Genomic DNA, 12,817 nt, shown 5'->3' with positions numbered 1-12,817 from the left:
CGAGTGGCATATCTGATATATGACGTAAGAGATCGGATCTCTCTTGACTCGCCGTCGAACACGCGGGTAGACGTTGTTCGGCCGGGATGGCGACGGACGGCGGATCGGCGTCCCGGCCACTCATTCTCCCGGTTCCCCGGCGCAGGAAGGACCTCGAATGACACCGGATCCTCTTCGCGCGGCACGGCTTTCGCGACGCACCGTGCTGGCGGGAACCGCGGGCGCCCTCGGCGCGCTCACCCTGCCCGGCGTGGCCACCGCGGCACCGGTGGACTGGTCGCGTGCGGTCGTCGACTCGACGATGAAACGCCACACCCCGGCCACGCTCGGCGGCTGGGGCTACACCCGTGGTCTCTACCTCTACGGCCAGTACCTGGTGTACCGGCGCACCGGCGAGAAGTCCTACCTCGACTACATCCTCGCGTGGTACGACCGATTCATCACCGACAGCGGTATTTCCAACGGGTTCACCAATCTGGACGCGATGCGCTCCGGGCAGATGTTCCCCTTGCTGTACACCGAAACCGGGCAGGCGAAGTACAAGACCGCGGCGGAGCAGCTGCGTGGCCGCTTCCCGTCCTATCCCCGGACGTCCGACGGCGGGATGTTCCACGCCACGAGCAGGGTCGGGCAGCTGTGGGCGGACGGCGTGTACATGGCGCAGCCGTTCCTCGCCCTGTACGGCAAGACCTTCGGCGATGCCGGCTACTGCTACGAAGAGGCCGCGAAGAACGTCAGCGTCTATTTCGACCACCTCAAGGAACCCGCCAAGGGCCTGCTCTACCACGCCTACGACGAGGACGGCTCGGAACCGTGGGCTTCGGGCGCCGGACGGCATTCGAAGTACCACTGGGGGCGGGCGATCGGCTGGCTCGGGATGACGGCGATCGACCTCCTCGAAATCCTTCCCCGCGACCATCCGCGGCGGCGTCGTCTCGTGGATATCGTCGGATTCCTCGCGGCCGGCTACCGGCGCTGGCAGGACCGGGCTTCGGGCCGCTGGTTCCAGGTCGTCGACCGGGGCGGCGACAAGGACAACTGGCTGGAGACCTCGGCTTCGGCGATGTACACGTTCCTGCTGTCCCGCGCGGTGCAACGCGGCTACGTCGGCCCCGAGTACGGGCCTGTGGCCGCGAAGGGGTACCGCGGGGTGCTGTCCCAGGTTTCGACCAATCCCGAAGGATTGACCGATATCGCGAACATTTCCGAAGGCACCAACGTCGGCGACACCGCGTATTACTACGCGCGTAAACGCAACACCAACGATTTCCACGGTCTCGGCGCGTTCCTCATCATGAATGAGCAACTCGCCCGCTGAGGTCGCCGCACCGGCCGAAGGACGCCTTCCCCGCTTCCGAGCTGGGGAAAGCGTCCTTCGGTCGGTTTCCGGGCGGGTGCCGGGTATTGACCGGAGGCGCTAACATCGCGTGCTGCGACGCCCACTCCCAGGAGGGACGACCGGATGCGCGAGACGCCGCCCCCGGCTTCTTATACCCGGCTCGAACTCGGTGACACCAGCACGATCCCGGTCGGTGTGACGGTTTCCCCGCACATCTCACTGGTTTCGATGCTCGTCGAGGTCGTCGGCGGGTACGACCGCGGCCTGCCCGCCGCCTGGCGCCGTCAGGTGGGCTCGGCGATCCCGGAGCAGGGATACCGCGCGGCGAGCGCCCTCGCCCGCCGCGGCACTTCGGTGCAACCGGACTTCATCGTCCCGATCAGCCCCGGCGCGGACTCCTCCGCCGCCGCACAGGCGGAGATGCTGCGCGAACTGCCGGAGGCCGACGTGCTGAAAGGCCTGGAAGAGGTCTTCGGCGACCGGTTGCCCGCACAGTGGCGGCAGGCCGCCGACCAGCCGAGACGCTGGGCCGCCTCGCTCGCGGACGCCTTCACCGCGACCAGGCTGGCGACCGAAAATCTCTGGACCAAGGCCCGGCCCCTGCTCGACCGCGAGATCGAACGCATCGGCGTCGCCTCCGTCCGCGGTGGGACGGACGCGGTACTCGGCCTGCTGCGACCCCATTTCCGGTTCAGCAACGGATGTCTCCTGCTGCCAGACGCCGAGCCTGCGCGATACACCACCCGCGGCCGCAAACTGATCCTCGTCCCGATGCTCGCGGGCAGCCGTTCGGTGGTGTCCAACTTCGACGAAGAGGACGCCATCTGGATCGGCTACCCGTTGCCGGGGCTCGACGGTCTGCTCGACGGTGGCAAGACCGAACCGGTCCCCGGTGTCGACGGGCTCGACCTGGTGGTCGGCGCCCACCGCGCGAAACTGTTGCGGCATCTGGGAAAACCCGCCCGGATGGGCGAGATCGCGAATCTGCTGTCGTGCGCGGCGAGCACCGCGACCTACCACTGCGAACAGCTCGTTTCGGCGGGGCTGATCCAGCGGCACCGCGAGGGCCAGGTCGTCCTGGTGGTCCGGACTCCTCGCGGTGACGCGCTGGTGGACCTGCTCTCCTGACTAGACCCGCTGCAGTCCCGGCTTGCCCGCCTCGACGACGTACGAACGGTCCGCGGCCAAGGTCACCTTCGAGAAGTCGTACTCGGTGGTGTCCGAAACCGTCATGAAATCCGCCCGCATCTGGGTTTGTGACGCCGTCACCCGGACATAGCCGCGCTTTCCCCGGCAGTACTTGATGTGCGGGTTGTTCGAGAGCCACGTCGACGACGGGTCGGTCGCGGTGTCGCTGTTGCTCGTGACCGAGGTCGTCACGAGTTCCGAACCGAACACCGGGTCGCTGTGGTTGAAGTAGTCGCGGCGCAGATCGGCCGCCCAGTGCCGGTGGACGTCGCCGGTCAGCACGATCGGATTCGGCACCTTGCGGTCCACGATGCCCTTCGCGATCCGGTCGCGCGAAGCCTCGTAACCCTGCCAGGAGTCGGGGCTCTCGCACGTCGCCTTGTTGCCGTCGCCGTCACGGGTGGCGAAGAAGACCTGCTGGCCGAGGAAGTCCCACTTCGCCGGCTGCGTCTCCAATGCCTTCAGCAGCCACGCTTCCTGTGTGGTGCCGAGGATGCTGCGCGACGTCGACCGCATGTCGGTGCACGCCGGTCCCGTCGAACCGGACGGGTCGGGCACCTGCACGCTGCGGTACTGACGGGTGTCGAGCATGTGGAACCGGGCGAGGTTCCCCCACGTGAACTGGCGGTACAGGCGGATCGACGCGCCGCTCGGCTTGGCGGTCGACCGGATCGGCATGTTCTCGTAGAACGCCTGGAATCCGGCGGCCTTGCGGTCCGCGGTGGCCGGGCTGGTGGTGCCGTTCCAGTTGTTCATCACCTCGTGGTCGTCGAAGACCACGATCCACGGCGCCATCGCGTGCGCGTTCTGCAGGTCGGCGTCGGTCTTGTGCTGGGCGTGCCGCGCGCGGTACTGGGCGAGGGTCGTGACGTCCTCGGTGAAGGCCAGCCTGCGCGGATTCCGCTCGGCGGCGGCACGGCCGGATTTCCGCTCGTACATGTAGTCGCCCAGGAACAGCACCAGTTCGGGGTTGTCGGCCAGCATGCCCTTGTACGAGTGGTACCAGCCTTCCTCCCAGTGCTGACACGAGGAGAAGCAGTACTTCAGCTGGTTCACCGCGGCACCGGCGGCGGGAGCGGTCCTGGTCCGGCCGACCGGCGAGATGTAGCCGCTGGTCTTGAACCGGTAAAAGTATTCACGTCCCGGCTCGAGTCCGACCGGTTCGATGTGCACGCTGTGCCCGGAGGCGCGGGCCGCGGTCGCGGTGCCCCGCTGCACGATCGAGGTGAACGCCTGGTCGTTCGCGAGCTCCCAGTCCACTGTGTACGAAGCGTCCGGCATCCCGCCGAAACCGTCGGGGTTCAGCGGGGCGGGCGCGAGCCGCGTCCACAGCACGACACTGTCCGGCAGCGGATCACCCGAGGCGACCCCGAGCTGGAACGGATCGTGGATGGCGGGTGCCGCCGCCAGCGTTCTCGCGTTCGCCCACGAAGGCACCGTCGACGACAACGCCGCCGCCGAAACCGCCGCGGCACCGCCGAGGAGTACCGCCCGCCGATTCACCTGGCCCATGAAAATTCAACCTTTCGAAGTGGGGAAAGAACGGGGAGGGATTTCACGCGGCGTAATCGGTGATGCCGCCACTACAGGCTTCGAGCGTCGGATTGGCGGCGGCGTTGGCGACGCAGACCTTGTAATAGACCCACGATCCCTTCGCGACCGGCACGGCCTTGTCGACGTGGGTGCCGTTGCCGCCGGAAGCCCAGACGTAGAACGGGCCGGCGCCGCCCTTCAGCCAGTAGGCGACCACGGCGGACTTGCCGTCGGCGTCCTTGTCGTAGACGAGGAAATGAGCGTCCGACGAACGGAACTGCCCCTCGCCCGCGCAGACGCCGGTCGAACATTCGGCGCTGCCGGAACCGACTCCGCAGTCGGGCGCGATGCGCTGATCGGAACCGGTGTAGACGTAACCGTCCGAGATGTAACCGCCCAGCGCGGGAACGTAGTCCCACAACGTCGTCGTGCCCAGCGGGCCGGCGACGGAGGTCCCGATCGTCTGGCAGTCGATGGTCACCGTGGCGCCGTTGGCGACCGTGCGCACCGCGGTCGAGGAGGTGCTCGGGGCGCGGCGGACGTTCAGCGGATCACCCGCCGTCTTCACGGTCCCGGTGGCCGCGGCCACCGCGGGAGTGGCTCCGGCGAGGCCCAAGGCGCCCGCCGTCACCAGCACGAGAAAGAAACCGGCAAGCCGCCGGACACTTGAACGCTTCATGACCGCAGGGTCGACCGGGGTCGTACACGTCACGTACAAACACCGACCGGTGTCTGCACATGCATGCGAATGGATCTAGCCAACCATGGCGGGACGGCAATATTATCGGCGGATATGGGGCTCCTGCCGTATTGGCGGTTTAGGTGACTATTCTCGGGTTTCGCGTTCTCGGTCCGCTCGAAGTGGCGGTGGACGGGCAGGTGGTGCCGCTCGGCGGCCCCAAACCCCGTCTGCTGCTGGCCGCTCTCCTGCTCCAGCCCAACGTCGTCGTCTCCACCGAACTGCTGATCGAGGTCCTGTGGCCTTCGTCGGCTCCCCGGTCGGCGGCCGCGAACATCCGCACCTACGTCCACTCACTCCGCAAACGCCTCGCCGACCACGACCCCGCGCTCGGGGAGCGCATCGGGAGTCGGGCGTCCGGCTACATCCTCAAGGCCACGCCCGAGGAGATCGACCACATCCGGTTCGGCGAACTGGCCGCCCGCGCGCAGGACGCGCTCGGCCGCGGCGAGGCCGAATCCGCTCTCGACCTGCTGGATCAGGCTGAAGCCCTGTGGCGCGGGGAAGTACTCGAAGGCCTCCCCCACGACCACGGCTGGGGCGCGACCGTGGCGCGGCTGTCGGAACTGCGGCTGGCGGTGCAGGAACAGCGGCTGCGGGCGAGGATCGAACTCGGCCGGACCGCGGAGGCCGTCGCCGAACTGCGCGGCCTGGTCACCGAGCATCCCCTGCGCGAGGAACTCTGGCAGCAGCTGATCGTCGCGTTGCGGGCCGACGGCCGCACGGCCGACGCGATCGAGGCCTACGAAACGGCCGAGAAGGTGCTGGCCGAGGAGCTCGGCACCGAACCGGGCCCGCGGCTGAGGGAGCTGCGGGCCTCGCTGGTCCTCACGCCGTCCGCGACCCAGGACGCGGTGTCCGCGGCCCTGACCCGGCCGATGGCGCCGGTCTGCCAGCTGCCGCTGGACCTGCCGGACTTCACCGGCCGCGACGACGTGGTCGGCGAGCTCGTCGGTCTCTTCCGCGAGCGCCGCGAACAGGGGAAGCCGGCGATCGCGGTGCTTTCCGGGGCGCCGGGGATCGGCAAGTCCTCCGTCGCGATCCGGGTGGCGCACGCGGTCCGGGACGACTTCCCGGACGGTCAGCTGCACGTCGACCTCGCCGGGACGTCGTCCTCGCCCCGGCCCCCGATGACGGTGCTCGCCGAGCTGCTCCGCGCGCTGGGCGTCCCCGACGCGGGGCTGCCGCGCGATCTTCCCGAACGCGCGGCGTTGCTGCGGTCCCGGCTGTCGACCATGCGGATGTGCGTGGTCCTCGACGACGCCGGCAGCGCGGCGCAGGTCCGGCCGCTGCTGCCCGGCGCGGGGTCGTGCGCGGTGCTGATCACCAGCCGGATCCGGATGCCGGATCTGGCCGGGGCGACCCCGGTCGACGTCGAGCTCCTTCCCGAAGCCGAGGCCGCGAAGCTGCTCGAAGGCATCGTCGGTGCCCAGAGGGTCGCCGCGGAGCCGGAGTGCGCGACCGCGATCCTGCGTCACTGCGGGTATCTGCCGCTGGCGATCCGGGTCGCCGGGGCGAAGCTGACCCACCGGCCGGGCTGGACGTTGCGGGTGCTGGCGGACCGGCTGCGGGACGAGAGACGAAGATTGGACGAACTCCGCGTCGGCGATCTCGCCGTGCGGGCGAGCGTCACCCTCAGCTACGACCTGCTGCCCATGTCGGCGGCGACCGCGTTCCGCGGCCTCGGCGGGCTCGGCTCGGTGCAGTTCCCCGGCTGGGTGGTCGCGGCCCTGCTCGGCCGCGAACACGGGGACGACGTCCTCGACGTGCTGGTGGACGCCCATCTGGTCGAGCTCAGCGGCTCGGACACCACCGGCGAGCCTCGCTACCGCCTGCACGACCTGTTGCGGTGTTACGCGCTCGAACTCCGCGCGCAGGACGTCCCGGCGAAGGCGCACGGCGCCACGAAACGGGTGCTGGAGGGCTATCTCGCGCTCGCGGTCGAGGCCGCGGACCGGTTGCCGATCCACTTCTTCGGCCTCTACCGGGACGACACCGCGGCCCAGCCCGCGCTCCCCCGGGGGACCGGCAGGCTGATCGAGGATCCGGCCGCGTGGTTCGCCGCCGAACGGCACACCTGTGTCGCCGCCGTCTCGCTGGCCGCCGACCTCGGCTTCGATTCGCTGGCCTGGCGGCTCGCCGCCGCGCTGGCACCGTACTTCGACCAGCGCGGTCACCAGGACGACTGGCTGCAGACGCACGCCGTCGCGCTGGCCGCCGCCCGGCGGTCCGGCGAGGTCCGCGGCGAGGCGATCATCCAGCGCAACCTCGGGCAGATCCAGCTGTACCAGGACAGTTACGCCGAGGCCCTGGTCGCGTTCGAGCAGTCGCAGCTGCTGTTCGACAAGGTCGGCGACGCGCAGGGCGCGGCGATCGCGCTGGCCGGGCTCGGCACGGTGCTGCGGATCAAGGGCGAGGACACCGTCGCGCTGGAGCACTGTCACGCGGCGCTCGACCAGTTCTCGGCGGCGGGCGACCCGCATGGCGAGGCCCTCGCGCGGATCGCGATCGGTGCGGTGTGGCTCGCGCGGCGCCGGTTCGCCGAAGCGGAACGCTGGTTCACCGAGGCCCTCGAACAGTCCGCCCGGATCGGGGACCGGCATCGGGAGGCGCACGCGTTGAAGCGGCTCGCGATGCTGCGTCAGCACCAGGGCGACCTCGCGGGCGCGCGGGAGTGGGTCGACCGCGCCATCGCCCTCTTCAACGAACTCGGCGACGACCACTGCGTCGGCTACGCGAACCAGAATCTCGGCGAGCTGTACCTGCACAGCGGCGATCTGGCGCACGCGCAACTGCTGCTGGTCAATTCGCTGAGCGTGCACCGGCGGAACGGGGATCGCCGATCCGAGGCCGAGGTGTCGCAGTTGCTCGGCGAACTGCACGAGGCGCTGAGCCAGCCCGAGCGGTCGCGGACCTATTCGGAACGCGCGCTGGCGTTGTGGCGGGAACTCTCCGCACGGCCGCAGGAATCCGCGCTCGCTTCGCGCCTTCAGGAGTCGGCAGAAGCGTCCTACAACGACTCCGCGAGCGCCTGACCGTTTCGCCTTTCGGCACCTGAGCGCGGTGTTCACGCACCGCGATCGGGTGCCGACTTGCGTTTGTATCGATCGTGTACAGCCCCCGGCGAAGCTCCCTTCGTAGCAACCGAGAGTGCTCGAAGGGAGACCGGAATGGTCCGGACCGTGAAGGCCCGCCGGGTGATGGCGGCCGTGCTGGCCATGGGGGCGGTCACCGCGCTCGCCGCCAGCCCCGCGAACGCCGCGCCCGAAGGAAGCTGGCGCGCCGACCTGTCCACTGTGGACGGCGACGACGTCAACGTCCGCAGCGACGGCGGTGTGCTCAGCCTGGAAAACGCCGCCTGGCACAGAAAACCCGACTCCATCGGCAGCCAGGGTTACCTGCTGCTGGCCGAGCAGAAGCTCGGGAAGCCGGTCAACCGCGTCACCGCCCAGGTGACCGCCGACGCGCCGAAGGGCACCGAGGTCGAGGTCGACGTCCGCGGCAAGCTCAACTCCCAGGACTGGACGGAGTGGACTCCCGCCGACGGTGGCGCCCAGCTGTCCGCTTCGGTCTCCACGGTCCAGGTCCGCGTCGGACTGCGCACGGTCAACGACGGCGTGACCGCGAAGGTCAGCGACGTCACCCTCCTGGGTGAGCTCGCGCCGCAGGTGAACGCGATCGGCGCGGCCGCTGCCCCGCTGACGTACAAGGTCTACGGCACCCGCGAAGGCCTCGTCGGCGGCACCACCGCCAACGGGCACGTGATCAAGTCCCGCGACCACTTCGTCGCCCTCCCCTCGGGCCGCGGCCTGGCGCCGAAGAACACCGGCAACTACACCGTCCGCATCTGCCGCACCGACAACAGCCGCTGCGAATACGCGCCGGTGTGGGACGTCGGCCCGTGGAACACCAAGGACGACTACTGGAACCCGTCGGCCACCCGCCAGATGTGGAAGAACCTGCCGCAGGGCAAGCCCGAGGCGCAGGCCGCGTACCAGGACGGCTACAACGGCGGCAAGGACGAGTTCGGCCGCAAGGTGGCCAACCCGGCGGGTATCGACCTCGCGGACGGCACCTTCTGGGACGGCCTGAAGATGACGGACAACGGCTGGGTCAACGTCTCCTACCTGTGGACCGGCTCCGGCCCGACCGGCGTCGTCAGCACCGCGGGCGACCCGATGAACGTCCGCGCTTCGGCGAGCACCTCGGCGGCGATCAAGGGCCTCGCGGCGAACTACGCGAAGGTCAACATCGAATGCTACGTCGAGGGCGAGACCGTCACCGGCAAGTTCGGCACCAGCAACATCTGGGACCGGATCGGGCCGGGACACTACATCTCCGACACCTACCTGCAGACCGGCTCGGATCTGCCGGTGGCACCCAAGTGCTGACGCACTCCTGAACCCGCTTCGGCCGAAGGCCCCGCTATCGCGGTGGCAGGGCGCCCTGCCACTCGTCGTGACCCGAGATGCCAGGCCGCGCCCTGCCGACGTCGATCGCGGTCGCGGGTTCATAGGTCGAACACAGATCGCGAAGGCCCGGCGTACCCCATAACGCCGGGCCTTCGCCCTTTCGTCCGCCCCTTTTCCCGCTCGTGAGGACCTTGGGCCGCGGCGTCCGCCATCGAGACTTGCGGTAGCCACGACCTGAGGGGGTCCCCATGAATCCGCCCGAAACGACCACGTTGCGCGAAAAGCTCTCCGGCACGGTGGTCACCGCCGCCGATCCGGGCTACGACACCGCCCGCGCCGTGTGGAACGGCGACATCGACCGGCGTCCGGCGGTGGTCGCCGAATGCGCCACCCGCGAAGACGTCGTCACCGCGCTGGCCTTCGGCCGCGAGAAGGGTCTTGAGATCACCGTTCGCGGTGGCGGGCACAGTTTCAGCGGGTCCGCCGTGGCCGACGACGGTCTGGTGATCGACCTCGGCGGGCTGCGCCGGATCACCGTCGATCCCGACGCCCGCACCGCGCGGGCCGGGGGCGGCGCCGTCTGGGCCGACCTCGACGAAACGACGCAGCGGTACGGGCTCGCGACGGTCGGCGGCACGGTGAGCGACACCGGCGTCGGCGGTCTCACCCTCGGGGGCGGCTTCGGCTGGCTGACCGCGAAACACGGGCTCACGATCGACAATCTGCTTTCGGCGGAGATCGTCACGGCCGACGGCCGGATCCTGCGGGCGTCCGAAGCAGAGCATCCGGATCTGTTCTGGGCCTTGCGCGGCGGTGGCGGGAACTTCGGCGTGGTCACGGAATTCGAGTTCCGGCTGCACCGGGTCGGTCTCGCCGAGGTCGGGCTGTTCTTCTGGACACTGGCGGACGCGCCCGACGCGATGCGGTTCGCGAAGGACGTGATCGCGACGCTGCCGCCGGGTACCGGTTCCATGCTCGTCGGGATCACCGCGCCGCCCGCGCCGTTCGTCCCGCCGGAGCACCACTTCGCGCCGGGACTCGCGCTGGTCGTCGCCGGCTTCGACGGCCCCGAACGGCACGAGCGGCTGGTCGAGCGGATCCGAGGCGGGCTGCCCACGGCGTTCGAACTCGTCACGCCGATGCCCTACGCGGAGCTGCAGAAACTACTCGACCCGACCGCGCCCCGGGGCATCCTCGCCTACGAGAAGTCGCTCTATGTCTCGTCACTGTCCGAAAAGGTCATCGACGTGATCGCCGCTCGCCTGCCGGACAAGGCGTCGCCGACGACCGTGATGCCGATCGTGCCGTTGCAGGACACGTTCTCGACGGTGCCCGACGACGCGACCGCGTTCGGCGGGCCGCGGACGCCGGGGTTCGTCATCGGCCTCGCGGCGACCGCGCCGACGCCGGAACTCCTGGCCGCCGACCGGGCTTGGGTGCGGTCGTTGTGGGAGGAACTCCTGCCGCATTCCAACAACTACGGCGGTTATCTCAACTTCATGAACGAATACGACGAAGATCGCGTGCGCACGGCGTTCGGCGCGGAGAAGTACGCGCGGCTGGCCGCGATCAAGGCGGTGTACGACCCGGACAACGTGTTCCACCACAACGCGAACATCCGTCCCGCTGAGTGACGCGTCTATTCACAACCATGAATGGTCTTCACAAGTCCGTAATCGTCGTGCGAAACTCCCGTGACGCGTTCCCACTGACGAATGGCGGGCATTGTGAACGTTTCCCGGCGAACCCTCTTGACCACCGCTGCCGGTGCCGCCGTCGCGGCGACGACGATCACCCCGGCCGCCCGTGCGGCGGGGGAAGAAGCTGACGGATTAAGCACTTTCCGCCGAACGGCCGATTACGCGGTGACCAAGCTGCGGGCCGTCGCCCCCGGCGTCACGGCCTTTCCGGAGATCACCCGATTCGAGAAATGGACCTATTCGCAGAACGGCGGCTGGATCGGCGGATTCTGGCCGGGCACTTTGTGGCTCGCCTCGATCTACAGCGGTGATCCGTTATTCCGCACACTCGCCATGACGTCGGCGGAAAAGCTCGCGCCGCGCCAGTACGAGACCAGGGATCACGACCTCGGATTCCTCTTCTACCCGTCGTGGGTGACCGGCTGGCGGCTCACCGGCGACGAAAAGTGGCGGGCCGGCGCGCTCAACGCGGCCGTGTCGCTTATCCAGCGCTACAACGAAAAAGGCCGGTTCATCCGGGCGTGGGGCGCGCTCGGCACGCCGGGCAACGCGGGCCGGGTCATCGTCGACACGATGATGAACCTGGATCTGCTGACCTTCGCGAGCCAGCAGACCGGAGACCGGAAGTACCTCGACATCGCCGTCGCACACGCGAAGACCACCGAACGGGTCTTCGTGCGCCCGGACGGTTCGACCCCGCACGTCTTCGATTTCGACCCGGACACCGGCGGCGAGATCGGGCCGAACACCGTGCAGGGCTACAGCCCGACGTCGTGCTGGTCGCGCGGTCAGGCCTGGGGCATCTACGGGTTCACCACCATGTACCGGCGCTCCGGGGATCCGCTGTTCCTGCGGACCGCGCGACGCCTGGCCGACTTCGCGCTGCGCGCGCTGACTCCGGACAACGTGCCGGTGTGGGACTACCTCGCACCGCAGGCGCCGTACGACATCAAGGACTCCTCCGCCGGGGCCGTGATGGCGTGCGGATTGCTCGACCTGGCGAAGGTGGCGAACCGGCCGCAGTACCGCGAAGCCGCGATCCGGATCCTCACCGCGCTGTGCGACACGTGCCTGACCGCGAAATCCACGCAGGCCGAGGCGATCATGGCGCGGGGCACGCGCAACCGGCGGGCCGAGGACGGTGTCGAGGTTTCGTTGCCGTACGGCGACTACTACCTGCTGGAGGGCATTCTGCGGGTGCTGATGCCGCGGGAGATCGACCGGACCATCGATCTGTCGAGCGTCTGAGCCGGGCGGGCTTTCCGGCTGCGGCGCGGTGTTGCGAAAGCCACTTTCGCAACGTTGAAGGTTGCGAAAGTGGCTTTCGCAACGCGTTCCGGCGCGGCCGCGCGTGACCAGTGGTGTAACCGGGAGCGCCGAAGAACGGCTCAGTGACCACCGTGGTGCGCGTGGACCTTCGCGTGCCCCAGCCCGCGCCCGATCATCCACTTGTTCACCGGCACCGTCAGCACGAACGCCACCGCCAGCGAGAACACCAGCGCACCCCAGAACAGCAGGGTGCCGAGCCCGGCGTCCATGGCGCCCGGCACCACCAGCATGACCGCGTTGTCGACGATCTCCATGACCGCGATCGACACGGTGTCGGCGGCCAGCGCCACCTTGAGCGCGGCGCCGAACGGCAGCCCCGACTTCAGCACGCCACGCATGGTCAGCGCGTAACCGAAGACGAAGGCGAGCACCACCGAGAGGATGACCGTCGCCAGGTTGCCGAGGCCGAGCGCGGTGCCGATGACCATGCCGAGGACCTCACCGATCGCACAGCCGGTGAGGCAGTGCAGGGTCGCCGACACCGCCATCGACCAGCTTGCTCCATGCCTTGCGTCGTCCATACGGGAGACCATACCCCCCGCCCGTATTGACCGCAGGGCGAGTCGTCGCTCACCGT

9 protein-coding genes are annotated in these 12,817 nt (G+C 69.0%); 6 read left to right on the top strand and 3 right to left on the bottom strand.

Annotation, left to right across the window (positions count from 1 at the left end; all coding sequences use genetic code 11):
- Nucleotides 1–157: 157 nt before the first annotated feature.
- Nucleotides 158–1,318 (top strand): glycoside hydrolase family 105 protein, encoded by a 1,161-nt coding sequence (locus ED92_RS36595; protein WP_037346583.1) that lies wholly within the window; start codon nt 158–160, stop codon nt 1,316–1,318.
- A 144-nt stretch (nt 1,319–1,462) separates the two neighbouring features.
- Nucleotides 1,463–2,467, top strand: coding sequence for a helix-turn-helix domain-containing protein (locus ED92_RS36590; protein ID WP_037346582.1), 1,005 nt, complete (start codon nt 1,463–1,465; stop codon nt 2,465–2,467).
- On the opposite strand, the gene ED92_RS36585 is transcribed toward ED92_RS36590, so the two are convergent.
- Nucleotides 2,468–4,039: an alkaline phosphatase gene (locus ED92_RS36585; protein ID WP_037346580.1), complete on the bottom strand. Its 1,572-nt coding sequence runs from the start codon at nt 4,037–4,039 to the stop codon at nt 2,468–2,470.
- A 43-nt stretch (nt 4,040–4,082) separates the two neighbouring features.
- Nucleotides 4,083–4,739 (bottom strand): SH3 domain-containing protein, encoded by a 657-nt coding sequence (locus tag ED92_RS36580; RefSeq protein ID WP_037346577.1) that lies wholly within the window; start codon nt 4,737–4,739, stop codon nt 4,083–4,085.
- 143 nt (nt 4,740–4,882) lie between these two features.
- On the opposite strand from ED92_RS36580, the gene ED92_RS36575 reads away from it, so the two are divergent.
- From ED92_RS36575 to ED92_RS36560, 4 genes are all read left to right on the top strand, one after another.
- Nucleotides 4,883–7,834 carry a BTAD domain-containing putative transcriptional regulator gene (locus tag ED92_RS36575; protein WP_152611099.1) on the top strand — a complete coding sequence of 984 codons (2,952 nt, stop codon included), beginning with the start codon at nt 4,883–4,885 and terminating at the stop codon, nt 7,832–7,834.
- 135 nt (nt 7,835–7,969) lie between these two features.
- On the top strand, nt 7,970–9,190 hold the full coding sequence (locus ED92_RS36570; protein WP_037346573.1) for a hypothetical protein: 1,221 nt from the start codon (nt 7,970–7,972) through the stop codon (nt 9,188–9,190).
- 269 nt (nt 9,191–9,459) lie between these two features.
- Nucleotides 9,460–10,845 carry an FAD-binding oxidoreductase gene (locus ED92_RS36565; protein ID WP_037346571.1) on the top strand — a complete coding sequence of 462 codons (1,386 nt, stop codon included), beginning with the start codon at nt 9,460–9,462 and terminating at the stop codon, nt 10,843–10,845.
- 93 nt (nt 10,846–10,938) lie between these two features.
- Nucleotides 10,939–12,159, top strand: coding sequence for a glycoside hydrolase family 88 protein (locus ED92_RS36560; RefSeq protein ID WP_037346570.1), 1,221 nt, complete (start codon nt 10,939–10,941; stop codon nt 12,157–12,159).
- Between the two features lie 140 nt (nt 12,160–12,299).
- On the opposite strand, the gene ED92_RS36555 is transcribed toward ED92_RS36560, so the two are convergent.
- Nucleotides 12,300–12,728, bottom strand: a complete 429-nt coding sequence (locus tag ED92_RS36555) for a DUF4396 domain-containing protein (RefSeq protein WP_200882794.1) — start codon at nt 12,726–12,728, stop codon at nt 12,300–12,302.
- Nucleotides 12,729–12,817: the final 89 nt, after the last annotated feature.

The sequence above is a fragment of the Amycolatopsis sp. MJM2582 genome, assembly GCF_000754115.1.
Classification (GTDB): Bacteria; Actinomycetota; Actinomycetes; order Mycobacteriales; family Pseudonocardiaceae; genus Amycolatopsis; species Amycolatopsis japonica.
This window is presented reverse-complemented; position numbering and strand designations above follow the sequence as displayed.

Coding starts and splice junctions, on each gene's coding strand:
- ED92_RS36580 (WP_037346577.1), bottom strand. CDS start 4,739: ATGAAGCGTTCAAGTGTCCGGCGGCTTGCCGGTTTCTTTCTCGTGCTG.
- ED92_RS36590 (WP_037346582.1), top strand. CDS start 1,463: ATGCGCGAGACGCCGCCCCCGGCTTCTTATACCCGGCTCGAACTCGGT.
- ED92_RS36595 (WP_037346583.1), top strand. CDS start 158: ATGACACCGGATCCTCTTCGCGCGGCACGGCTTTCGCGACGCACCGTG.
- ED92_RS36585 (WP_037346580.1), bottom strand. CDS start 4,039: ATGGGCCAGGTGAATCGGCGGGCGGTACTCCTCGGCGGTGCCGCGGCG.
- ED92_RS36555 (WP_200882794.1), bottom strand. CDS start 12,728: ATGGCGGTGTCGGCGACCCTGCACTGCCTCACCGGCTGTGCGATCGGT.
- ED92_RS36570 (WP_037346573.1), top strand. CDS start 7,970: ATGGTCCGGACCGTGAAGGCCCGCCGGGTGATGGCGGCCGTGCTGGCC.
- ED92_RS36565 (WP_037346571.1), top strand. CDS start 9,460: ATGAATCCGCCCGAAACGACCACGTTGCGCGAAAAGCTCTCCGGCACG.